Annotated in this window: 21 protein-coding genes; 5 read left to right on the top strand and 16 right to left on the bottom strand. The window is 56.7% G+C overall.

The features are described from left to right. Positions 1-30 precede the first annotated feature (30 nt). The 7 genes from GYN08_RS04335 to GYN08_RS04305 form a co-directional block, all read right to left on the bottom strand. Positions 31-441, bottom strand: coding sequence for a DUF350 domain-containing protein (locus tag GYN08_RS04335; RefSeq protein ID WP_166272798.1), 411 nt, complete (start codon positions 439-441; stop codon positions 31-33). Positions 442-589: 148 nt separating this feature from the next. After that, entirely contained in the window at positions 590-1,261 is a 672-nt protein-coding gene (locus GYN08_RS04330) for a PspA/IM30 family protein (protein WP_166272797.1), read from the bottom strand. A 116-nt stretch (positions 1,262-1,377) separates the two neighbouring features. Next, positions 1,378-1,710: a prenylated flavin chaperone LpdD gene (lpdD, locus tag GYN08_RS04325; protein ID WP_166272796.1), complete on the bottom strand. Its 333-nt coding sequence runs from the start codon at positions 1,708-1,710 to the stop codon at positions 1,378-1,380. Between the two features lie 23 nt (positions 1,711-1,733). After that, complete coding sequence (locus GYN08_RS04320; protein WP_166272795.1) at positions 1,734-2,678, bottom strand: dihydroorotate dehydrogenase; 945 nt, start codon at positions 2,676-2,678, stop codon at positions 1,734-1,736. Beyond that, positions 2,675-3,367 carry a dihydroorotate dehydrogenase electron transfer subunit gene (locus GYN08_RS04315; RefSeq protein WP_166272794.1) on the bottom strand — a complete coding sequence of 231 codons (693 nt, stop codon included), beginning with the start codon at positions 3,365-3,367 and terminating at the stop codon, positions 2,675-2,677. Before GYN08_RS04315 ends, GYN08_RS04320 begins: the two co-directional genes overlap by 4 nt. 122 nt (positions 3,368-3,489) lie before the next feature. Further along, positions 3,490-4,212, bottom strand: coding sequence for an amino acid ABC transporter ATP-binding protein (locus GYN08_RS04310; protein ID WP_166272793.1), 723 nt, complete (start codon positions 4,210-4,212; stop codon positions 3,490-3,492). Continuing rightward, positions 4,199-5,674 carry an ABC transporter substrate-binding protein/permease gene (locus tag GYN08_RS04305; protein ID WP_166272792.1) on the bottom strand — a complete coding sequence of 492 codons (1,476 nt, stop codon included), beginning with the start codon at positions 5,672-5,674 and terminating at the stop codon, positions 4,199-4,201. The genes GYN08_RS04310 and GYN08_RS04305 overlap by 14 nt, the downstream gene beginning before the upstream one ends. Positions 5,675-5,878: 204 nt before the next feature. On the opposite strand from GYN08_RS04305, the gene GYN08_RS04300 reads away from it, so the two are divergent. The 3 genes from GYN08_RS04300 to GYN08_RS23925 all read left to right on the top strand — a co-directional run bounded on the left by GYN08_RS04300 (position 5,879) and on the right by GYN08_RS23925 (position 9,379). Next, complete coding sequence (locus GYN08_RS04300) at positions 5,879-7,075, top strand: M20 family metallopeptidase (RefSeq protein ID WP_166272791.1); 1,197 nt, start codon at positions 5,879-5,881, stop codon at positions 7,073-7,075. A 337-nt stretch (positions 7,076-7,412) separates the two neighbouring features. Further along, positions 7,413-9,161, top strand: a complete 1,749-nt coding sequence (locus GYN08_RS04295; protein WP_166272790.1) for an alpha-glycosidase — start codon at positions 7,413-7,415, stop codon at positions 9,159-9,161. Positions 9,162-9,244: 83 nt separating this feature from the next. Beyond that, positions 9,245-9,379: a hypothetical protein gene (locus tag GYN08_RS23925; protein ID WP_268952834.1), complete on the top strand. Its 135-nt coding sequence runs from the start codon at positions 9,245-9,247 to the stop codon at positions 9,377-9,379. Positions 9,380-9,746: 367 nt separating this feature from the next. Here the strand turns inward: GYN08_RS23925 and GYN08_RS04290 are convergent, their stop codons facing one another. The 3 genes from GYN08_RS04290 to glgB all read right to left on the bottom strand — a co-directional run bounded on the left by GYN08_RS04290 (position 9,747) and on the right by glgB (position 13,895). After that, on the bottom strand, positions 9,747-10,118 hold the full coding sequence (locus GYN08_RS04290) for an iron chaperone (RefSeq protein WP_166272789.1): 372 nt from the start codon (positions 10,116-10,118) through the stop codon (positions 9,747-9,749). 183 nt (positions 10,119-10,301) lie between these two features. Further along, complete coding sequence (gene glgA / locus GYN08_RS04285; protein WP_166272788.1) at positions 10,302-11,732, bottom strand: glycogen synthase GlgA; 1,431 nt, start codon at positions 11,730-11,732, stop codon at positions 10,302-10,304. A gap of 15 nt (positions 11,733-11,747) precedes the next feature. Beyond that, the gene (gene glgB, locus GYN08_RS04280; protein WP_166272787.1) at positions 11,748-13,895 is read right to left on the bottom strand and encodes a 1,4-alpha-glucan branching protein GlgB; all 2,148 of its coding nucleotides are present in this window, start codon (positions 13,893-13,895) and stop codon (positions 11,748-11,750) included. Positions 13,896-14,116: 221 nt separating this feature from the next. Between glgB and GYN08_RS04275 the strand changes: the two genes are divergently transcribed. Beyond that, positions 14,117-15,331: a glucose-1-phosphate adenylyltransferase gene (locus GYN08_RS04275; protein ID WP_166272786.1), complete on the top strand. Its 1,215-nt coding sequence runs from the start codon at positions 14,117-14,119 to the stop codon at positions 15,329-15,331. 143 nt (positions 15,332-15,474) lie between these two features. Here the strand turns inward: GYN08_RS04275 and GYN08_RS04270 are convergent, their stop codons facing one another. The 6 genes from GYN08_RS04270 to GYN08_RS04245 all read right to left on the bottom strand — a co-directional run bounded on the left by GYN08_RS04270 (position 15,475) and on the right by GYN08_RS04245 (position 21,593). Then, positions 15,475-16,032 (bottom strand): GNAT family N-acetyltransferase, encoded by a 558-nt coding sequence (locus GYN08_RS04270; RefSeq protein ID WP_166272785.1) that lies wholly within the window; start codon positions 16,030-16,032, stop codon positions 15,475-15,477. Continuing rightward, positions 16,029-17,474, bottom strand: coding sequence for a sensor histidine kinase (locus tag GYN08_RS04265; protein ID WP_166272784.1), 1,446 nt, complete (start codon positions 17,472-17,474; stop codon positions 16,029-16,031). Before GYN08_RS04265 ends, GYN08_RS04270 begins: the two co-directional genes overlap by 4 nt. Next, entirely contained in the window at positions 17,471-18,169 is a 699-nt protein-coding gene (locus GYN08_RS04260; RefSeq protein ID WP_037288719.1) for a response regulator transcription factor, read from the bottom strand. Before GYN08_RS04260 ends, GYN08_RS04265 begins: the two co-directional genes overlap by 4 nt. 48 nt (positions 18,170-18,217) lie before the next feature. Next, positions 18,218-19,519: an FG-GAP repeat domain-containing protein gene (locus GYN08_RS04255; RefSeq protein WP_166272783.1), complete on the bottom strand. Its 1,302-nt coding sequence runs from the start codon at positions 19,517-19,519 to the stop codon at positions 18,218-18,220. Positions 19,520-19,618: 99 nt separating this feature from the next. Next, entirely contained in the window at positions 19,619-20,344 is a 726-nt protein-coding gene (locus GYN08_RS04250; RefSeq protein WP_166272782.1) for a phosphonate ABC transporter ATP-binding protein, read from the bottom strand. A gap of 73 nt (positions 20,345-20,417) precedes the next feature. Next, on the bottom strand, positions 20,418-21,593 hold the full coding sequence (locus GYN08_RS04245; protein ID WP_166272781.1) for an MFS transporter: 1,176 nt from the start codon (positions 21,591-21,593) through the stop codon (positions 20,418-20,420). A 196-nt stretch (positions 21,594-21,789) separates the two neighbouring features. On the opposite strand from GYN08_RS04245, the gene GYN08_RS04240 reads away from it, so the two are divergent. Further along, on the top strand, positions 21,790-22,650 hold the full coding sequence (locus GYN08_RS04240) for an ArsR family transcriptional regulator (RefSeq protein ID WP_235945881.1): 861 nt from the start codon (positions 21,790-21,792) through the stop codon (positions 22,648-22,650). Positions 22,651-22,666: the final 16 nt, after the last annotated feature.

Genomic DNA, 22,666 nt, shown 5'->3' with positions numbered 1-22,666 from the left:
TCGCGCCGCCTCTGCCGGGCGCGCGTTCGCTTATATCGACAGCGCCGCCGTAATGATCAGCGCTCCCACCACATGCAGCGTGCCGGCGAACAGCCCGTGCGCCACATTGCCCCGTTCCGTGCCTTCGTTGAGGTTGAGTCCGCCCCATTTTCTCAACATGAATTCCACCGCGCTTTCGAGCGCAAGCAGAATGACAAACGAAATGAACGAGACGACCCAGGCATTCACGATGCTCAACGAGCCTTCCAATACGTAGGTCAGGATAAAGCCCTGCGCAAAAATCTTCATCACCAGGCGAATGGTGACGGCCAGGTTCCCTCTCTTCAATTCCTGAAAATCTTTATACTTCGTAAAAAAAGAATCGATGACCATCAACAAAGTCAGCAGCACCGCTCCGGAAAGCGTCCATACCGCAAGTCTTGCCAAATCCGAAAATTCCACTTCCCGTCCTCCTCACGCGCCGATTATGTATCGCATCCCGCCGCTTTCAAAGTCGGCAGCCGCCAAACCATGAAAAAGCGAAGGGAGCCGCCGCGTACACGCGTTCCCCTTCGCCGGGCTCCGTTTGCCTTGCGGCGCTCGCAGCCTGTTATTCTTTTTTGTCGTACTGCTGCATCAGCGCGGCAAGTTCGCTCTCGACGGCGCTGTTCTTGCCGAGTTCGGCGAACTCGTCGTCGAGCGATTTGCCTTTGGAAGACATTTCGTTGCTCGCTTCGGCGCGCGCTTCCATGTTGAGCATTTTTTCTTCCATGCGCTTCAAGCCGGATGTCGCGCTGTCGGAGTTGAAGCCGGACATCGTTTTGTTGATTTCCGTCTGCGCTTTGGCCGCGCTGTAGCGGGCGACCAGCGTATCGCGCTTGTTTTTCATCTCGTTCAGCTGCTTGCGCATTTCTTCCAGCTTGCCGCGCAGGTTGTCGGCAGCCGCTTTGTTCTGGTCGAAGCTGTTTTTGTACTCGTTCATCTTCTGCTCGGCCGCGTTTTTCTCTTCGAGCGCGCGGCGGGCCAGATCGACGTTCTGCGCTTTGGCCGCCATATGCGCCTGCTCGGTGCGACGGTTTACCAGTTCCTGCTGCTCTTCGTACAGCTGCTTGAATTTCTTCTCGATCGCGATCTGCGCGGCTACGGCCTTCTCGGCGTCCGCCAGGTCTTCCTGCATGTCGCGAATGTATTGATCCGTCAGCTTCACCGGATCTTCGGCTTTCTCGATCAGTGCGTAAACGTTGGACAGGGTAAGATCTCGCAGTCTTTTAAAAACGGACATCCTATTGGCCTCCTTGGAATTGTGCTGTCTGTAGAGTGATTTGAACCATTACCCTTTCTTTTACGAAGAAGAACGCCAACGGTTTCATGAGTAGATACAAATTTTTAAATATTTTTTTACGTCTCGCGGATCGCTTCCTCGATCTTTCGGTTGACGATCTCCGACAGTTCTTCGATCTGCGCGCGCGAAAGACCGTCGTAATGGATGCCCATCACGACGGTAACGGTGCGCTTGAGCACCCGGGCGGCATGCAGGGCGGCCGGTTCGCTCAGCAGATGCTCCTTATGTCCCGGAACGGCGGACGTGCCGGCCCGCAGCCCGCCGTCTTCCGCATAAGCCGTCGAGGACGCTCCGATATGCGCGGCGCCGCCCGTGACGATCAGAAGCGTGTCGCGGCCGACGTCGCGGCGCTCTACCCGAATATCCGACGGGTTATATACGTATTTCACGCCGCTCCTCCTTTGCGCGTATTCTATAAAATTCCCCGAATCTCGTCGAGGCTGCGAATGCCTTCTTCGGCCATGAAGCGTTCCACGCCCGCGGCAAGCTCCGCCCCCGCCTGCCAATTGACGAAATTGTAAGTGCCGACCTGCACCGCTTCGGCGCCGGCCATAATGAACTCGATGATATCTTCCGCGCAGGAAATTCCGCCCATGCCGACGACGGGGATGCCGACCCGCTTGCAGACCTGATGCACCATGCGCAGCGCCACGGGCTTGACCGCGGGGCCGGATAGACCGGCATACAGATTGTCGAAGACGCTGCGGCGCCTGCGAACGTCGATCTTCATGCCCGAGAGCGTGTTGATCAGCGAGACGGCTTCCGCTCCTTCCTCCTCGCACATCTGGGCCATGTCGGCAATATCTTCGGCGTTCGGAGACAGCTTGACCATAAGCGGGAGAGACGTCGCGGCGCGCACCTCGCGAACGACTTCGCGCGCGACGCTCGTCTTGATGCCGTAAGCCATTCCCCCGGCTTTGACGTTCGGGCAGGAAATATTCAGCTCGATCATATCGACCGCCTGCCGTCCTTCGCGCTCGCGAACAGTCGAATCTTCGTCGATCAGGCGCGCGCCTTCCACGTAATCCTGCACCGTGCCTCCGCCCAGATTGACGATTCGGACGGTATCGAGCCGCTCCCAGAAGGCGCATTCTTCGTCCAAAAAAGCGCGGATCCCCGGGTTTTCCAGTCCTACGCTGTTCAGCATGCCCGACGGAGTCTCATAAACCCGGATACCCGGATTGCCCGGACGCGGATGCAGGGTAACGCCTTTGCCCGAGATGCCGCCGAGCTTCGACAGATCGTAGAGCTTGCCGTATTCTTTGCCGAATCCGAAGGTGCCCGAAGCCATCACGACCGGATTTTTGAACGCGACTTTTCCGATGCGGCAGACCGTGTCCAACGTCGTTTCGATCATGCCAGCACCACCTCCTCGGCGCGGAATACGGGGCCGTCGCTGCATGCCTTTTTCCGCCCGTTCTCGCACCCCACGCTGCACACGAGGCACGCTCCGATTCCGCACGCCATGCGGTTTTCCAGCGATACGTATACGTTGGCCCGTCCGGACGACATGGCGCTTTTCATCTGGGCCGCGCGCAGCATCGGTTCGGGCCCGCAGACGAAAATCGTATCGTACGCGTCGAAGTCGACCCGATCGAGCACGATTCCGCCCAAGTCGATCTCGACAGGATGGCGGAGCGAACGGAATTCGTGTTCTTCATAGACTTCCGCGCTGAAGCCCAGATACAGATCCGCCTGTTCCAGCTGCCTCGCCGTATAGTAAAGAGGCGCGATGCCGATCCCTCCCCCGACAAGCGCCGTACGCCCATGAACCGCAGGGAAGCCGTTGCCGAGCGGACCGAGCAGCGTCACTTCGTCGCCCGCTTTCATGCGCGCCAGCCGTTCCGTCCCTTCTCCCGCCACTTTATACAGAAACTTCACGCCCTGTTCGTCCTGGTCGTAGACGCTGAGCGGGCGGGACAGCAGCGGGTAATTCTCCCAGCCGCGCACCATGAAAAACTGTCCCGCTTTCGCCTCGAAACGCCCTTTCGCATGCATCACGTAAATACCTTCCGCCACGCGCCGGTTGGAAATGATTGTCGCCATGTGACCCTCCCCAGATTGCTGATTTGCGCATATCTTGTCTATGATGCCCCGGGGAGCGAGCAAACGCTATGATATGAATCACGCGAAAGCCCGGACCTAAAAGGTCCGGGCTTTTTTCGTTTTTATAAAACCTTGCTCAAAAAGTCCTGGGTCCGCGCGTTTTTCGGGGCGCCGAACACTTCTTCCGGCGTGCCTTCCTCGACGATCACGCCGCCGTCCATAAAGACGATGCGGTCGCCGACTTCGCGGGCGAAGCCCATTTCGTGCGTGACGATGACCATCGTCATGCCGTCTTCGGCCAGCTTTTTCATGACGTCGAGCACTTCGCCGACCATCTCCGGATCAAGCGCCGACGTCGGTTCGTCGAACAGCATGACGTGCGGCTGCATCGCCAGCGCCCGCACGATGGCGATGCGCTGCTTCTGACCGCCCGACAGCTGCGCCGGGTAGGCGTTTTTCTTGTCCGCGAGTCCCACGGACTGCAGCAGCGTCTCGGCGCGCTTGTCCGCGTCGGACTTGGACAGGCCGAGCAGCTTGGTCGGCGCCAGCGTGATGTTGTCCAGCACCGTCTTATGCGGGAACAGATTGAACTGCTGGAACACCATGCCCATTTTCTCTCGGGTCTTGTCGATATTGTGCTTCTTGTCCGTGATCGGCTGGCCTTCGAACAGAATTTCCCCGCCCGTCACGTCTTCCAGCCGGTTCAGGCAGCGCAGGAACGTGCTTTTGCCCGAGCCGCTCGGCCCGATGACGACCACGACTTCGCCCTGTTTGATTTCGGCGTCGATCCCGCGCAGGACCTGATTTTTGCCGAACGACTTTTGTAAATTTTTAACGGTTATCACCGGCGCTCAACCTCCGTTCGAATACATTCAGCAGCTTGGACAGAATCAGCGTCATCACCAGATAGATCGCGGCCGCGATCACGAGCGGATACAGACCGGAATAGGTCAGCGTGCGCACCGCGTTGGCCTGGAACATCAGATCGGCGACCCCGATGAACGATACGATCGACGATTCCTTGATGATCACGACGAATTCGTTGCCGATCGCCGGCAGGACGCTTTTGATCGCCTGCGGAATCACGATGGTGCGCATCGCCATGCCGCGCGGCATGCCGAGCGAGCGGGCCGCTTCCATCTGGCCTTTGTCGACGCCCTGGATGCCCGCGCGGAAGATTTCCGCCAGATACGCCGAGCTGTTGATCGACAAGGTGATGATGCCGGACTGCAGCACCGTGAACCGGATATCGAATGCGCTGGCCAAGCCGAAGTGGATGATCAGGAGCTGCACCAGCATCGGCGTTCCCCGCAGCACTTCGGTGTAGGCGACCGCGATCCACTTCAGGATTTTGACGCCGGACAATCTCAGCAGCGCGACGATCAGCCCGATCAAGAAGCCGAACAGGACGCCGAGCGCGGACAGCAGAAGCGTGTACTTCACGCCGTCCGCGTAGAATCCGCGGTATTTCCAGAAGAACGAAAAGATATTGGTCGGCGCTTTTTCGCCCGAATTCAGCTCGTTGGCCTGTTGGATAAATCCGTCGACCGCGTTGGTCGCGCGCAGACGCTCGAGCGTTCCGTTAATTTGGTTCACCAATTCGGTGTTGCCTTTTTGAACGGCGATCGCCATCGGCGTGTCGCTGTCTTCCGGCACGGCGTCGGCGATCGCGATTCCCGGCCGGTTCTTGACCTGGGCTTCCGCCACCGGTCCTTCGAACACCGCGGCGTTGACGCGGTCGGACGTCAGCAGGCTGATCACGTCGGAAATGCTTTTGACCGCCGTGACTTTCGCGTTCGGAATGCCGTTCGCGATTTCTTCCTGGATGGACCCCGTCTGAACGCCGATCTCTTCGCCTTCGAGGGCATCCATCGTTTTGTATTTGTCGACGTCGTCGGCGCGGGTCAGAATGACCTGACGCGACGTATAGTACAGGTCCGAAAAATCGACATTCTGGCGTCTTTCGTCGGTCGGGGTCATGCCCGAAATGATCATATCGATCCGGCCGCTCTGCAGCGCCGGAATCAGGCTGTCGAACGACATATCCGAAATGACCAGCTCCGCGCCCATGTCTTTGGCGATTTCTTCCGCGATCATGACGTCGGAACCGACGATTTTGCTCTTCCCGTCGACCGTCATCAGGAACTCGTAAGGCGCGAAGTCCGGGCTCAGCCCGACAACAATGGTCTTCTTCTCGCTGTTACCCGCCGCGGCCTGCTCCTGCGCCTGTCCGTGTCCGGGATACACGGCCAGCGTCAGCATCAACAGAGCCAGCAGCATAGGAATTATTCTCTTAAGTCTCAACATGCCCTCTCTCCACTCTAATTAAAATAGACAAGTCATTATAAAATAATATTTATATTTATACAACACTTCGGCATAAAAGTCGCGTACTTTTTTTACGTTCGCAAACTTGCCCGAATCGCTATAAAGCCGCGTCCGCATTGAAAACGCTTCGTTCCCGTGCTAGACTTGGTCTCTAAGTCCATCTGAACAAGGAGCGTTTTAACGATGAATAATAAACAACGGATAACGGCTTCGGTCGATGCCTGCGCCGACGAGCTCAAAGAAATCGCCGCCTATATCGCCCGGAACCCGGAATTGGGCAACGAAGAATTCAAAGCGTCCGCGAGGCTGAGACAAGCACTGACCGGACACGGTTTCGACGTGGAAGCGCCCGTACTGGGCATCGAGACGGCTTTTATCGGCACGTTCGCCTCGGACAAGCCGGGACCGACGGTCGCGCTGCTGTGCGAATACGACGCCTTGCCGGAGATCGGGCACGCCTGCGGTCATCATCTGATCTGCACCATGAGCCTCGGAGCGGCGATCGGTCTGAAAGACGTCATCGCGGAGCTCGGCGGAACGCTGCGGGTATACGGCACGCCTGCCGAAGAAACTCGCGGCGCCAAGGTCACTATGGCCGACGCCGGATTGTTCGACGACTGCGACTTCGCGCTGATGGCGCATCCCTATTACGCGTTCCAAAAATCGGGCAGCTCGCTGGCGATGGACGCGATCCAGTACGAGTTTTACGGCAAGTCGTCGCATGCGGCGGCAAGTCCCGAAGCCGGCATCAATGCGCTGGACGCGGTGCTGCAGCTGTTCAACGGCATCAACGCGCTGCGGCAGCAGACCCGTTCCGACGCGCGCATTCACGGCATCATCAATCACGGAGGCGTGGCGGCGAACGTGATTCCCGATTATGCGTCGGCTCAGTTCTACGTCCGCTCGGCGGACCGTCCGTATACCGACGAGCTCGTCGGCAAAGTCCGCCGGATTGCCGAAGGAGCGGCGATGCAGACGGGCTGCGAAGTGAAAATCTCGAACTACGAATATTCGTACGACGAGCTGATCACCAACGAGGCGCTGTCGGAGACGTTCACCCGCAATCTGGTCGAAGCCGGCGTGGAACCGGGCGTCATCCTGGAGCCGGAAAACGGAGGTTCCGCCGATGTCGGCAACGTCTCGACCCGCTGTCCGGCGATCCATCCGTACGTTCAAGTCGTATACGAGCGCCACGAGCTGCACAGCATCGGCTTCCGGGATCTCGCCCAGAAGGACGAAGCTTACGACGCGATGATCTTCGGCGCCAAAATGCTGGCGGGCACCGCCTACGATGTCCTGACCGTACCGGGTCTGCTGGAGCGGGTACGCGCAGAGTTCGCCCGCTCGGCCGGCGCTTCCGCGGCGGCCGAGCGGCCTTAAGCTTTTCTTCGGCAACGCCGACGAACAGGGGCCTGCTCCCGCGAATCCGCAAGCAAAAAAGCCGTCTGCTTCTGCCGACCTTCCATATCCGAAAAAAGGACGACGGCCCCGCGCCGTCGTCCTTTTTTCGGCTGCGCCGCATCCGGTCAAGACCTCGTTTCATCGTTTGTTTTTTCGGGGTAATAAAATCCATTCTTCAAAGCTGTCGATGTCGGTTCCCCTCTTTGCGAGCGGCGCTGCGGAACCTTTCCTTTCTTCCTCCTCCGTTCCGCATGGCCGCGTAATTTCCGCTATCCGCCAATATCCACTCGATTCGTGAAAAAGGAGCGATTACTCGATGTTTCGGGAAGCCATGTATCACGTGCCGCGCGACAAGTGGGCCTATTCTTACGACCTGCACACCATCCATCTTCGCTTTCGCACCAAGAAGAACGACGTTGACCGCGTGACCGCGCTGACCGGCGATAAATACGATTGGAGCCGCACTTATTTCGAAGTCGAACTGGAAAAGGCGGCTACCGACGAGTATTTCGACTACTGGGAAGGTCCCGTAAGGCCGAAATTCAAGCGGGTCGCTTATATTTTCCGACTGATTTCCGGCAGCGAGACGCTGTTCAAGTCCGACAATGAATTCCACGACGGCTTTCCGAATCCGACGGGAGGATTTTACGAATTCCCCTATATCCATGCCGTCGATCTGTTCGCCGCGCCGGATTGGGCCAAGAAGGCGATCTTTTATCAGATTATGCCCGACCGATTCGCCAAAGGCGACCCTTCGATCGATTCGCCCGGCACCCTGCCCTGGGGCAGCCAGCCGAATTTGACCGATCGTTTCGGCGGCGACCTTCAAGGCGTGCTTGATCATGTCGATTATTTGGTGGAACTGGGAATCAACGCGATTTATTTCACGCCCGTGTTCACCGCCCATTCTTACCACAAATACGATACTGTCGATTACAAAACGGTCGATCCGCATCTCGGCGACAGCGCGGTGCTCAAAAAGCTCGTCGACACTTGTCACGGCAAGGGCATACGCGTCATTCTCGATGCCGTATTCAATCACTGCAGCGACCAATTCCCTCCTTTCCGAGACGTGATGGCCAAAGGACCCTACTCGCCTTACGCGGATTGGTTCCACGTTAACGAATTTCCGCTCGGGGTCAAAGACGGCATTCCGACTTACGATACGTTCGGCTTCTATTCCAATATGCCCAAGTTCAATACCGCCAATGAAGAAGTGCGCAAATACCTGCTCGGCGTAGCCAAATACTGGATCAAGGAAATCGGCGTCGACGGTTGGAGGCTGGATGTCGCGGACGAGGTGGACCATCATTTTTGGCGCGAATTCCGGGACGTGGTCAAGGCGGCCAAACCGGATGCTTATCTGGTCGGCGAAGTATGGAGCGATTCGCTGTCCTGGCTGATGGGCGACCAGTTCGACTCCGTCATGAATTATCCGTTCTCCGACAAGGTGTTGGCGTTTTTCGGCGGCGGCATGGACGGTTACCAGTTTTCGAGCCATATGAGCAGCCTGCTGATGCGCTATCCGCAGCAGACGAACGAAGTCGTGTTCAATATGCTGTGCAGCCACGACACGCCGCGCCTGCTTACCCGTTTGGGCGGAGACAAACGCAAATTGAAGCTGGCGATCGTCTTTTTGTTCACGTATATGGGCACGCCCTGCATCTTTTACGGCGACGAGATCGGCCTGCAGGGCGGAGCGGATCCGGACTGCCGGAAATGCATGGAGTGGACTCCGTCCCGGCAGGACCGCGAGCTGTACGAATTTTATCGGCTGATGATCGTGCTGCGAAAAAACAATCCTGCGCTGCGCGGCGGCCGCTTCCGCTTCCTGATGGCGGCTTCCGGCAATCCGTGCATCATTTACGAACGGATCGACGATCTCATTCATTTCACTGTCTGGATGAACAATACCGATCAGCCGGCTACGCTGTCGCATCCGATGGAAACGGACGACTGGCGCGATGCCTTTACTGGCGAAAGCGTCCCGACGGCCGACAAAAAACTGTCCATTCCGCTCGACCCTTACGGTTATCGGATCATGTACCGAAATTTGGATAATTAAAGCGTTTTAAATCCTTCTTTTTGGTTATTTTCCCTTAAGTGGTTCGTGGAAACAACCGGAATAAGTAAGGAGGAGAAGCCGCTATGTTCTTTGTCGTATCGATGACCGCGATTGTAATCTCGGTGCTGGCGGTATTGAGAAAACTGGACGGCGCGTCGGGCGGAACCGGGTTAAAGACGGCGCTGTTTATGTTGTTTTACTATTTCAGTCCGTTTTGAGGGGGATGGGCGGGGACGCTCCGGGGCGGAAGGGAGCTGCGATCGCTGTTGAAATCCGATTTCTTCGTTTGGAACCCTGGTCGGGGTGGAAATCGGATTTCAAAGGCGAACACTCTGTTTCTCCGCTTCCCTTCCGCCCCTCCGCTCGGCCCATCGGCGTTCCCCGCACTGCAATAGTGCGGGGAAGGGGGATGAAGAAGACCCGCAGCTCTCTGAGAGAGCTGCGGGTCTTCTTCTTGAGGGAATGACTCAGTGCGGCTTCGCCGGGCACTGGAAGGGCGTTGAGTGCGGCTTCGCCGGCACCGGAAGGCATTGAGCGCGGCTTCGCCGGCACTAAGAGCCGAGAGGCGAAAATACTTGCTTTGCGTTACTTTCGCCAGAACGTTTGGCAATCGGTTTTATCTTCGATATTGAATGCGACGATATCCCGCAGCAGCTCGTAATCTACGGACGCCTTCCAAGGAATGCGAAACAGTTGATTGGTATGCGAGTAGCCCGCCTGCACGATTCTTGCGGCGAAGCGTTCGATCGCCGCTGTCTCCGGCGCGACGGACATATGGGCTTTGGCGGTGCTGAACGCGATGATGAACGTCTCATGGTCGGTGAACATCGGCTGATTCCATGCGACTTTTCTGCCCAAGCCAGGAAAGGTTTCGTGCACCCAGTTCAACACCGTTTCGGTACGTTCCTTTTGCAGCGGGTCATCGATTTTGTCCAAATACTCCGCAAAGTTTTCCATTTCGTCGCCTCCTTATTTTTGCAGCCGTCCGTATCGAACGTTTGTACCCCTCATTTTGAAGGCTTTCGGGAAGAATCGCAAGCCGTTTTTTCATAAAAAAAAGGATCGAGCGGCCGCTCGATCCTTTCCTGATTCCATGCGAGGATTCTGCGTTTAACGAGCGTTCGCCTCGGAAACTTGCAACTAAGCTCTCAACTGCTCGTAAATGCCCAAGTATTCTTTCGCCGAAGCCAGCCAGCTGAAGTCCGCGCCCATGCCGTTTTGGACAATCTTCTTCCAGGTCGGCTCGTCGCGGTAGAAAGCCAGCGCCCGGCGTATCGTATGCAGCATGTCGTGCGCGTTATAGGATGCGAAGCTGAATCCGTTGCCTTCCCCCGTATATTCGTTGTAGGCATGAACCGTATCGTTCAAGCCGCCGGTCTCGCGCACGATCGGCACGCTGCCGTAGCGCATGGCGAGCAGTTGGCTGATACCGCACGGCTCGAACATCGACGGCATCAGGAACATGTCGCTGGCCGCGTAAATGTTGCGCGACAGCGCTTCGCTGAAACGGATCTGAGCCGAGAGCTGATCGGGATGGCGGTATGCCGCCTGGCGGAACCAGTCCTCGTAACCCGCTTCTCCCGTGCCGAGCACGACAACCTGCACGTCGTCGCCATAGAGCAGCTCGTCAAGCACGCGAACGACCAGATCCAGACCTTTCGGCTCGACGAGACGGGATACAATGCCGATCATCGGCGTTTTGACGCTGACCGGCAGTCCCAATTCCGTCTGCAGCGCCGTTTTGTTTTCGCGCTTTTTCGCGAGACTGCTCTTGTAGCGGGTATGCAGCGTTTTATCGGTGTTCGGATTGTAGCTTTTCGTGTCGATGCCGTTAACGATACCCGTCAGTTTGTCGCCGATCGAGGAGAGCAGGCCGTCCAGGCCGTAACCGTAGTAGGCCGTACGGATTTCCTGGGCATACGTCGGGCTGACCGTCGTCACTTTGCCGGCATAGACGATTCCCGCCTTCATGAAGTTGACGTTGCCGTAATACTCCGCGCCGTCCGCCGTAAAATGCCGATTGTCCAGCCCCAGCAGCTCGCCGTACACCGCATACGGGAACACGCCTTGATACAGCAGGTTGTGAATCGTGTACACCGTCTGAATATTGTCGTAAAAAGGGTCGTGCGCATAAGTGTCCTGCAGCAGCAGGGGCACCATGCCCGTATGCCAGTCGTGGCAGTGGATCACATCCGGCTTGAATCCGACTTCCGGCAAAATGTCGAGAACCGCTTTGTTGAAGAAGGCAAAACGCTCGCCGTCGTCGCCGTATCCGTACACCCCTTCGCGTCCGAAATAAAATTCGTTGTCGATAAAATAAATCGGGATGCCGTTATCTTCGTATTCTTCGATCCCGCAGTACTGGCTGCGCCAGCCCATTTTGACGTGGGTCACGCCTTTGTGCGTCATCCGCTCTTTGTAGGAATCCGGAATGCCTTTGTATTTGGGCAGGACAACCCGGATATCCGCTCCCGCTTCTTTCAACGCTCTCGGAAGGGCGCCGATCACGTCGGCCAAGCCGCCCGTTTTGATAAAAGGCGCCGCTTCCGCGGCTGCAAACAGCAATTTCATTTCCCGTTCCCCTTTCTAATTCGCTTCCGCTTCGTCCGACTTCGGCTGCAGGGCCGATTCGGACGCGGTTTTCTTTTTGACGGACGATTTCTTCGTCGCTGCGGCGGTTTCGTCGGTCTTCGCTTTTTTCGCAGTCGTTTTTTTCTTCGGAGTTTCTTCTTTCTTAGCGGCAGCCGTTTTTTTCGCGGCGGCTTTTCGCTTCGGCGCCGGCTCTGCCGGTTCGATCTCGATCGCGCTGTTCGGCGTGTCGCCGGAACGGCCGCCTTTTTTCAACACTACCATGCCGAGCGCCGGAAGCTTTACGGGAATATTGTATTCGCGGCCGTGCCATTCCGCTTTTTCCGCACGGATCGTCCCGCTGTTCAGCATGCCTCCGCCGCCGAAACGCGGATCGTCGCTGTTGAACACCTCTTTGTAAGTGCCTGGTTTATCCACTCCGATTCGGTAATCTTCATAGGCGATCGGCCGGAAGTTGATCAGCACATACAGAGTATCGCCGGACTTTTTGCCTTTTCGCATGAAAGTAATGACGCTCTGGCCCGCATCCGACGCGCTGATCCAATCGTAGCCTTCCCACTCGTGGTCGATTTCCCAAAGCGCTTTTTCTTCCAGATAGAAATGGTTCAATGCTGCCGTGTACGTCCGCATCTGGCGATGCGCTTCGTAATCGAGCAGAAGCCAGTCGAGCTGTTCCTCGTCCTTCCATTCGATAAACTGGCCGAACTCTCCTCCCATGAACAGCAGCTTTTTGCCCGGATGCGTGATCTGGTAGCCGAGCAGAAGACGAAGTCCCGCGAATTTTTCTTCGTATAATCCCGGCATCTTGTCGAGCAGCGACTTCTTCCCGTGCACCACTTCGTCGTGGGATAGCGGCAGCATAAAGTTTTCGGAATGGGCGTAGACAAGCGGGAACGTGAGCAGGTTATGCAGCGACGGCCGCTCGTCGAACCAAGTCTCCATGTATTTGAGCGTGTCGTTCATCCAGCCCATGTTCCATTTGTAATTGAAGCCCAGTCCGCCTTCGTGCGCCGGCGCCGTCACATTCGGCCAAGCGCTCGACTCTTCCGCCGCCATAATCGCGTTCGGATAATAAGCGAAAATCGTACGGTTCAGCTTGCGCAAAAATTCGATCGCATCGACATTCTCGACTCCGCCGTGCTCGTTCGGTCTCCATTGATGGGGCTTCTTTTCGAAGTCGAGCCGCAGCATGCTCGTCACCGCATCGATGCGCAGACCGTCGAAGTGGAAGACATCCATCCAGTACAGCGCGCTCGAGATCAGGAACGATTGAACTTCCGGCTTGCCGAAGTCGAACGACAGCGTGCCCCAGCCCGGCTTCTCGGCCAGCATCGGATCGGCGTACTCGTACTGCGGCGTTCCGTCGAATTGGCGCAGTCCGTGCGCGTCCTTGGCAAAGTGTCCGGGAACCCAATCCAGCAGGACGCCGATGTCAGCTTGGTGACAGCGATCGATCAGGTACATGAGATCTTTGGCTTCGCCGTATCGGCTGGTCGGAGCAAAATATCCCGTTGCCTGGTAACCCCATGACAGATCGTAAGGGTACTCGGTAAGCGGCATAAATTCCAAATGCGTATAACCCATTTCCTTTACGTAGGGAATCAGCACGTCCGCGAGTTCCCGGTATGTATAAAAGGTGCCGTCGTCCTTCTGCCGCCAGGTGCCCAACTGCATCTCGTAAATGTTCATCGGCTTTGCGTAAGGCGCGCGCCGTTTCCGCCGCCAGGCTTGGTCGCCCCACTCGTAACCGTCGACCGATCCGACGCGGGAAGCCGTGTTCGGCCGAATTTCCGCATATGCGCCGTACGGGTCCGCTTTAAGCAGGCGCTCTCCGGTTATCGATTCGATAGCATACTTATAAAGGTCTCCGTAACCGATCCCTTCTATAAATGCGCTCCAAATCCCGCCCGAATCCGGTACCGCTTCGAGCGGATCGGCACTTCCGTCCCAACCGTTGCGATCCGTCGCGACTCCGACCGATACGGCATTGGGCGCCCACACGGTAAATCTTACGCCTTCCCTGCCGTTTTCCGCGGTCAGATGGGCCCCGAACATCCGGTAGCTGTGAAAAAAGTTACCTTCATGAAATAAATAAATGTCTTCCCGCGATAAAGACTGCGATTCAGCCGCCGGCTGCTTGGCCATCTTCTTCACTCTCCCTTATTCCAGGCTCATACAAATAACTGAATCAAATTTTAAACACATCAATATCTTTATTACCCTCCCCGGCCATCGCTGAATAAGCCGATACTAAAAAAATATTTTACCGAAAACTGCAACATATTTCCTTTTTTCATGGTTTCAAAGCTTGCTGCTTCCGTTTAATCATATAGCACGTTGAATTACACCAGGGGAGGAAAATTAACATGATTAAGAAAGATTGCATCGCTATGCTGCTTGCCGGAGGAGAGGGTCGAAGACTTGCACCGCTGACGTCTACGCTCGCTAAACCCGCCGTGCCGTTTGGCGGTCATTATCGCATCGTCGATTTTCCTCTTAGCAACTGCCTCAATTCGGGCATCGACACGGTCGGCGTATTGACGCAGTATGCCGCGGAGTCGCTGCATGATCATATCGGAGAGGGTGCGCCGTGGAAAAACGCTTCTGCCGACGGCGACATCGTCCTGCTGCCTCCGGGCGAACAGGGAGAATATCGCGGAACGGCGGATGCCATCACCAAAAACATCGAGTTTATCGACCAATATGACCCGGAAAACGTGCTGATTCTGTCCGGCGATCATATTTACCATATGGATTACGCCGACATGCTCGAAGCGCATAACCGGTCGGGCGCGAACGCGACGCTTTCCGTCATGGAAGTTCCGCTCAACGAAGCGCACCGCTTCGGCATCGTCACAACCGACGCCAATCTGCGGGTCGTCGACTTTACGGAAAAGCCGGCCAAGCCGATGAGCAGCCTCGCTTCCATGGGCATCTACGTATTCAAGTGGTCGTATTTGCGTAGCTACCTGCTGAACGACCTCGACAACGAAGCTTCCGGCCACGACTTCGGCAAAGATCTGCTTCCTCTGATGCTGAACGACGGATCGCAGCTGAACGCTTATCCGTTTGCCGGATACTGGAGAGACGTCGGCACGGCAAACAGCCTGTGGGAAGCGCATATGGATCTGCTGGGCGATAACTCCGAGTTCCAACTGAACAAGTCGGAATGGCCGATGTATACGAACCGCCAAGTCAGCCGCCCCTCCCTGTTCCGTCGTACCCTGGCTCCTTCCCCGATTTCTTCGATGGTCCACGAGACCTGCACCATCGAAGGGACGGTCAAGCATTCCGTGCTGTTCCGCGGCGTTCAAGTAGGCAAAGGTTCGATGATCGCGGACAGCGTCATCATGCCGGAGGCCCACATCGGTCGCAACGTCAAGATCGAATACGCGATTATCGGCGAAAATGCCGTTATTCGTGACGGAGCGGAGATCAAGGGTACGCCTGGCGAAATCCTGATTATCGGCCCGAGCGAAACGGTGTATGCAAAACCGGTCATTCGTTCCCAGTCGGTACGTTCGATGCAGGAACCTTTCGAGCCGGCTTCCATGCGCCGCACAGGCGGATTGTCTTCCTGAGCGGACCGCTGAACGCTGAACCGATAGAAACGCATTCCGCTCCTTCTCCTCCTGCCGCAAGCGGCGGGAGGTTCACCAAAAAAGCCGCTTCCGAAATTGCAGAACAATTTCGGAAGCGGCTTTTTGTCGGCGGCGGACCGGCATCAAACGGACGAAAGCTTTTCATACAAGTTCACGTAACGGCCGCCTACTTCGCGTTTCATATCGCGTTCGGCGACAAAGCGGAAACCGTTGCGCAGGTAATAAGCATTCAATTTGGGCAGATGCGCCACGCAATCGAGCCTTAGCCCCTGTTTGCCTTGACGCACGGCTTCTTCCTCCGCATAACGCAGCATGATTCCTCCGTAATCGAGCCCCCGGTAGAGGGGCCGGACCGTCAAACGGTGCAAATACAAATAACTGTCGTCATTCAATTCCTGCCAGTACGCCGGGTCGCCGGCTTGGAGCGTAAACAGACCGGCCGGACGCTCGTCCGAACTCAGCATAAATACCCGCCGGCTTTCGAAATAGCTGAGCACCGTTTCGGCCGTGAACATTTCCGGTTTCCACTGCTCGACGCCCGCTTGCACCATGACTTCGGCGGCTTCTTTCATCATCCCCGCCAGCATTTCCGATTGTTCCGGTGCCGCTTCGCGGATCGTCAAGTTCCGTTCGAGCTCCCGGCTCGGATCGCGCTCCGGCTGTTTTTCGGATAAGCTCATTGTTCTCCCCCCGCTTCCGTTTGAGATTCCCGGACAGCCGGCCCTTCTTCGAAGAAAGGCAGCTTGACGCTCACCGTCGTACCGACGCCGAGCTCGCTCGTCATGTCCAGTTCGCCCTCGTGCAGTTCGACCAGCTGCTGGGTGATGGCCAGACCGAGCCCGGTTCCGCCTCCCTGCGTGTTCACCTGGAAGAACCGGTCTTTGACCCGCTTCAGGTTTTGTTCGTCGATGCCGATGCCGTGATCCTGCACCGAAGTCCGAACCCAACCGTCTTCTTGCACAAGATGAAGCACGATGACCGAGCTCTCATGCGAAAATTTGATCGCGTTATCGACGATATTCAGAAACACCTGTTTCAAGCGGTTGGCATCGCCGTATACCGCGAACGATTCTCCTTCCGCTTCGAGACGAAGCTGAACTTTTTTCAGCTCGGCTTTGGCCCAAACGTTCAAGACGATCTCTTTAAGCAGTTCTTTCAGTTCGACGCGTCCCATCGTCAGCTTCATTTCGTTCTGCTGAAGCTTGGAGAAATCCAGCAGTTCTTCGACCAGCCCGATCAGACGCTCCGTTTCTTTCGAAATAATGCCCATGCCGATCCGGGTTTCGTCGGGATCGTAACCGCCCGAGTCCAGCGTCTCGCTCCAACCTTTGATCGAGGTCAGCGGCGTGCGCAGTTCGTGCGAGATCGACGAGATGAAATCATCCTTGATCTGATTGCTCCGCACGATTTCTTCCGCCATATAATTGAGCGTCGATCCCATCTCTCCGAGTTCGTAACGGTAATCCCCTTCGACCCTCACATCGAATCTTCCTTTGGCCATTTGGGCCGACACGGCGATAATATTGTTGATCGGCCTCACGATGGAATTGGCTAATCCGATGCTGACGATCAGCACGATGAACAGAATCACGGCTATGATCGCCAGCGAAACAAGCGTGATTTCCGTCAGCCGCTGGTTAACCTTTTCGATCGAAGTGACGAATCGGGCGAGATAGACTTGACCGCCGCTCTGCTGCAGCGTTGTCGTCACCGCCATAACCGGTTCTCCGGTCGTCGCCTGGCGTCCGATCCACTTGGCCGTGCCGCCGGAAGCCAGCGCCTGCGGGATATCGCTGGTCTGCACCGGCTTATCCGACTCGAAGCCCGAAGAGCTGATCAGCACTTCTCCCTTGCCGTCCAGGATCTGCAGTTCCGCTTCGGGAAGTTTGAGCAGACCTAAGATTTGGTTCAGATACTCCGTCTCGGTATAATCGCCGGCACTGGTCGAAATCAGCGCGCTCCTTGCGGTGGCGCCGATATGGTTCGAAACCATGTTATAAATCGTATCGTAATAATAGGCCCGGATCGCAAACAGGAACACCACTTCCACGAGCATCAGCGCCAGGAAGATGACGATGAAATAGTGCAGGACGATCTGTCTGCCGATCCCTTTCTTGATCATTGACCCTGGCCTTTCCATTTGTAACCGTGTCCCCATACCGTCTGCAGATATTCGGGTTCGGACGGGTTATCCTCGATTTTCTGGCGCAGACGGCGGATGTTGACGTCCACAATCTTCGGATCGCCCATGTATTCTTTGCCCCAGACATGATCGAGCAGCACGTCGCGGCTGAGCGGCGTATTTTCTTTTTCCAGGAAAAACTGGATCAGCGAAAACTCCGTCGGCGTCAGCTCGATCGCCTGTCCGTTCTTCTTGAACTGCTTGGAGATCAGATCGAGCTTGAACGGTCCCGAATCGAACGTGACTTTGGCCGCCGTCTCCCGATGCACGTTGACCCGGCGCAGCAGCGAATGAATGCGCGCGATCAGTTCCGTCGGACTGAAGGGTTTGCTGACATGATCGTCGGCACCCACGGACAGCGCGTACACTTTATCCTGTTCCTGAACTTTCGCCGTCAGGAATATAATTCCCATCCGTTCGTTCGTCTCGCGAATTCTCCGGCACACTTCGAAACCGTCTATTCCCGGAACCATTACGTCGAGCAGCGCGATATCGATTCCCGGCTCCGTTTGCAAAATATGCAGCGCTTCGTTTCCTTCCCCCGCCTCGAGCACTTCAAAGCCGTTTCGCTTCAAATTGATCACGATAAAGCTGCGAATCGATTCCTCGTCCTCCAAAATCAATACTTTACTCATGAGACTCCCCTTCCCGGACTGCTCCGTCGTTTAATCGTATGGCTGCAATCAGCTCGACGGAATGCCCGTCTTTTTCTCGCGCATCTCCCCGTCGGGATTGACCCGATAGGCGATGACCTGGCTGCTTGTGCTGTATAATTTGATCCAATCTTTGCCGGAGGCTTCATTCTGCCATTGCGCCGGAGTGAAAAACCGCACTTCTTCGATCCACTCTCGATTATCGATGCGAACGAACTTCAAATACTTATCGACCATCGATACCGTGCTCAGCGTCACGTTGCCCAGCAGCTCTTTCGGGAAAGGCTGCAGCACGAAGCGCCCGTTCGGATCGCGGTACTGTTCCCTGACCGGCGTAAGTCCTTTTGCCCCGTCCCACTGCCTGTACATGGTCAGACTCGGGATGTCTTCTTTGTTTTCGAAGTAGCTCCATCCTTCCGGAACCGTAGTCAAGGTGCCCACCTCGATAATGCCGTCGCCGTTCACGTCTTCGCTTTTGACCATTCCGTCTTTAAAAGTCGAATCTTCGCTAAGCACCGGCTCAAGCACCCCGTTTTTCATGACCACAATCTGCGTATATACGCTCGTACCCATCAGGATATCGAGAACCAGGCCGTTCTGGTTCTCGAAGACTTTGCCCGACGTCACGTTGTAATAACCGGTAACCGTCTTGTTCGGCAGCACGAGCGAAGACAACTCCTGGAAAGCTTTATCCTTGTACTCATAAAGCCGGATGTCCGTTCCGATGTCCGGCTTCATGTTGATCATCGCCAGCTCCTTACGGTTGTCCCCGTCCATGTCGACCAACTCGAAATTCGCGTAAGGCAGTTTGCTTTGGAGCGCCTCGAGGGTGTGATTGTCAATATAGGAATAGACCATCAGAATGTTGCTCGAGACGCTCGCGGGATCTTCGCCGTTCACTCCGTAACCGGCCAGTATGTCGACAAAGCCGTCTCCGGTAATATCGGCGAATTCGAGTTTGTCCAAAACCGGGCCTTCGCCCGCGATATCCAGCACTTTCACCCAGTTCTCGCCCTGTTCCTGCAGGATCATCATATGCAAATTCCCGTCGCTGTCGGCAGGCTTATAGAACACGACCGCCGTTTCGCGCCTGCCGTCGCCGTCCAGATCCGCATAATGGACAGTCGTCGTATCTTTGGCGTCGCGCGCGCGCACCTGGGTCGCTCCCGTCGGAAGCTGCCGGACGATCGCGCTTTTCAGCATTTCTTTGTCCGCCGGAAGACGCGGCGGCCGGATCAGGGACGTAGGGTCCGGCAGCGACAGCGTATCGCTGCACCCCGACAGAAGCAGCAGGCACGCCGCGCCTACCAGGCTTAACCACAGTTTTCTCATTCCTTTGCTCACTCTCTTCCGCGTATGCCTGCCCGGCATCATCGCCGGATCTTAAATCTGTATTTTTCCGCACGGATCGCCGAAACCCGGATCCGAGCGTTATAAGCGGCTTTTTTCCGCAGTCGTCAACCGCCTTCCGCGGATGTCCAATACGATCTTCCCGTCTTCCATGCCCCAAATCCGGTGGGCATGCTTCTCGGCAAGCTCGATCGGAAGCACGGCGACGACGGTCGTCTCCTGCGTTTCGCACAAATTTTTCAGCATGCCGAGCACATTGTCCGCGGTTTGCGGGTCCAACCCGATGACCGGCTCGTCGGCGAGCAGAACGTTGGCGCCGTGCGCCAGCGCCCTCGCGGTGGCGATACGCTGCTTTTCGCCGCCGCTCAGGCTGCCCGCTTTGAGCTTCGCTTTGTCCAGCAAACCGAACGATTCGATCATGTCCATCGCGCCCATATAATCGTCCGTCCGTACCATCCCGGTTACCCTGCGCCAGGCGGGCGTTTGGCCGACCTGGCCGATCAGCACGTTTTTCAGCGCGGTCCGGTTCGGATCGAGATCGGGGTTCTGCTGCAAATACGCCCATTCCCTGCGAATCCGCCGCTTGCCCGGCCATCCGGCCTTGAACACGTCCAGGTCGTCCACGACGAACGACCCGCCGTCCCAATTTTCGCGCAGCGCCAAACATTTCAACAGCATGCTTTTTCCGCTGCCGCTCGGTCCGACGATCGCCACGAATTCGCCGCGTACAAGATCGAAGTCTATGCCTTTAAGTACGGGTATTTTGTCGCTGCTTACGGTCTTTCTCAAGCTTCTCACCTTGATCATTCGCCATCCGACTCCCCTGACTTGGTAAACTCCACTTCTCTAGTGTACCCCGAAACGATTGCCGATTGCCACGTCACGCGGATTTTTTCTCGAACTTTTTCGCCGCCTCGCCCCGGAAAAAGAAGCCCATCACGCCGAACAGCATATAGGCCCCGCCCATGATCCAGAACAGCAGGAACGGAGAGCCGTGCTGCATGCCGTAGCCTCCGATACCCGGTCCCGCCATGCTGCCGATGCTGAAATGGAACGAAGCGACCACGTTGGCCGACGGGATCAATCCTTTCGGAAGCAGGTCCGCCGCATAGGCCATGCCGAGGGAGTAGAACGAACCGACGAAACCGCCGGCCGCCAGGAACAGCGCGATGTTGATCCACAGATTCGTTCCGGCCATCGGGACGAGCGCGAACAGCAGTCCGCCGCAGATGCCGGCCGAGATCAGGATCGGGCGCCGGCCGAATCGGTCGCTGAGCATGCCGAGCGGCAGCTGCAGGATCAGACCGCCGATGCCGATGCACAGAAGCAGCAGCGCGATGTCTTCCTTCGTCAGCCCGATGCGCAGCCCGTAGACCGGGAAGTTGCCGTTGAGCGAAGCTTCCATATAGCCGTACAGGAAAGCCGGAATCAGCGCGAACCAGGCGTAGCGATAAATTTTCGGAAAGCGCGCGAAGCCGGTCGCATGGTGGCTTTCGCGTTCCGGCCGGTATTCCGGAAGAAAGCGCATGACCAGAATCAGCACAAGCAAAAAGAGAAACGCCAGGAGCGCGAACGGCACATAATCGCCGTAATCGACCAGTCCGATTCCGAGCGGGCCTACGCTGAAGCCGATCCCGTAGGACATGCCGTACAAGGACAGGTTCCGTCCCCGGTTTTCCGAAGGCGTCACGAGCAGCACCCACAGCTGCGCCACATAGTTCAGCGCGCTGTCGCCGGCCCCGACGATCAGCCGCAGCACGAACCATATCCCGATGCCCGGAATCAGCGGGAACAGCGGCAGCGCGATCATGACCATCAAGAGGCCGCCGATCAGCAGCTTTTTGAACCCGACGACGCCGACCAGCCGTTCCGCCGCCAGCGTCATCGCGAACGAGCCGATGTACAGAGCCGCCGAGTTTAATCCGTTAACCGATGCCGAAATCCCCTGCTGCTCGAGCAGGATGGACAGCAGCGGCAGCAGCAGTCCCTGGCTCAGACCCGCCATGACGACGACGCCAAGAAGAATGTAATAGGAATACTTGGAACTTGCAGACAACGGTAATTCCCTTCCTCTCCCGGGCGGACGCTCCGAACGGAGCGCCGCGCCCTCACATAATAGTGGACAAGCTCATGCGCTAACCTACATAATAAGTTCAAACGGCAGGACGATGTTTGGCATAGGAGGTCATGGTTTGAACAATTACGAAATAAAAATCGACGTGTCCGAAATTTACGAGCTTCTCGGCAGCTTCATGGTGCATATTACGAAAAAGTGGCTCCCGAACCTTGATATCGGAACAGAATGGTCTTCCGAAGCGGAAGCCGGAATGCCGCCCGAAATGCGTATGCGCTTCGTCGAAGCGGCCCAGTGGCCTTTTCTCGATTTCGACGCGCTTTATGCGCTGGTCATCGAACGCGAAGCGGACGAAGACATCCCCGCTTTTTTGGACCGGCTTCTCTCCGAACCGGCGGAGCGCCTGCTGGAACGGATCTCGCCGCAGCTTCCGCTGCTGACGCGGGAAGATATGTACCGCATTCAGCGCGATTATACGCCGCTGCTGAAATCGTGGTATACTTATTACTTCAAAAATATCCGGGATTCCGTCCTGCCGCTGATCGAAGAAGACGCCGCCGAAAAGCGGGAACTGCTGCTTAAAATGGACGCCAGCGCCCTCGTCGAATACGCGTCGGGCGGCCTGGTCATCGAAACGCCTCTGGATTTGAAGACGGTAATCCTGTTCCCGACGGTACACAACCGGCCGATGAACACGTACTGCTTCTACCAGAACGTCCTGCTGATCCAATACCCGGTCGATGTGCCGGAGCCGGAAGAAGACGAACCGCCGACCGTGCTGCTGCGCATGACGCGGGCGCTCGCGGTTCCCGACCGGCTTAAGCTGCTGCGTTACGTCGCCGATCAGCCGCGCTCCCTGCTTGAAATGGAACGGGATCTCGGGCAGCCCGCCGAGGCGCTCAAACATCATATGGTGCTGCTGCGCACCGCCGGACTGCTGCGTACGCATATCGGCGAACAATCGAACGAAAAATTCAGCATACGTCCCGACGGGGCATCGGAACTGCAAATGTTTCTGGAATCGTATTTGCGTCTTTGACCGAATTCTCCGAACC

It is taken from the genome of Saccharibacillus alkalitolerans (assembly GCF_011090185.1).
Taxonomy (GTDB): Bacteria; Bacillota; Bacilli; order Paenibacillales; family Paenibacillaceae; genus Saccharibacillus; species Saccharibacillus alkalitolerans.
The sequence above is the reverse complement of the archived record's forward strand: the minus strand, read 5'-3'. Positions and strand labels throughout refer to the sequence as shown.

Coding starts and splice junctions, on each gene's coding strand:
- GYN08_RS04315 (WP_166272794.1), bottom strand. CDS start 3,367: ATGGCGACAATCATTTCCAACCGGCGCGTGGCGGAAGGTATTTACGTG.
- GYN08_RS04300 (WP_166272791.1), top strand. CDS start 5,879: ATGAATAATAAACAACGGATAACGGCTTCGGTCGATGCCTGCGCCGAC.
- GYN08_RS04260 (WP_037288719.1), bottom strand. CDS start 18,169: ATGAGTAAAGTATTGATTTTGGAGGACGAGGAATCGATTCGCAGCTTT.
- GYN08_RS04250 (WP_166272782.1), bottom strand. CDS start 20,344: ATGATCAAGGTGAGAAGCTTGAGAAAGACCGTAAGCAGCGACAAAATA.
- GYN08_RS04295 (WP_166272790.1), top strand. CDS start 7,413: ATGTTTCGGGAAGCCATGTATCACGTGCCGCGCGACAAGTGGGCCTAT.
- GYN08_RS04265 (WP_166272784.1), bottom strand. CDS start 17,474: ATGATCAAGAAAGGGATCGGCAGACAGATCGTCCTGCACTATTTCATC.
- glgB (WP_166272787.1), bottom strand. CDS start 13,895: ATGGCCAAGCAGCCGGCGGCTGAATCGCAGTCTTTATCGCGGGAAGAC.
- GYN08_RS04330 (WP_166272797.1), bottom strand. CDS start 1,261: ATGTCCGTTTTTAAAAGACTGCGAGATCTTACCCTGTCCAACGTTTAC.
- glgA (WP_166272788.1), bottom strand. CDS start 11,732: ATGAAATTGCTGTTTGCAGCCGCGGAAGCGGCGCCTTTTATCAAAACG.
- GYN08_RS04255 (WP_166272783.1), bottom strand. CDS start 19,519: ATGAGAAAACTGTGGTTAAGCCTGGTAGGCGCGGCGTGCCTGCTGCTT.
- GYN08_RS23925 (WP_268952834.1), top strand. CDS start 9,245: ATGTTCTTTGTCGTATCGATGACCGCGATTGTAATCTCGGTGCTGGCG.
- GYN08_RS04305 (WP_166272792.1), bottom strand. CDS start 5,674: ATGTTGAGACTTAAGAGAATAATTCCTATGCTGCTGGCTCTGTTGATG.
- GYN08_RS04320 (WP_166272795.1), bottom strand. CDS start 2,678: ATGATCGAAACGACGTTGGACACGGTCTGCCGCATCGGAAAAGTCGCG.
- GYN08_RS04240 (WP_235945881.1), top strand. CDS start 21,790: ATGGTGCATATTACGAAAAAGTGGCTCCCGAACCTTGATATCGGAACA.
- GYN08_RS04290 (WP_166272789.1), bottom strand. CDS start 10,118: ATGGAAAACTTTGCGGAGTATTTGGACAAAATCGATGACCCGCTGCAA.
- GYN08_RS04270 (WP_166272785.1), bottom strand. CDS start 16,032: ATGAGCTTATCCGAAAAACAGCCGGAGCGCGATCCGAGCCGGGAGCTC.
- GYN08_RS04275 (WP_166272786.1), top strand. CDS start 14,117: ATGATTAAGAAAGATTGCATCGCTATGCTGCTTGCCGGAGGAGAGGGT.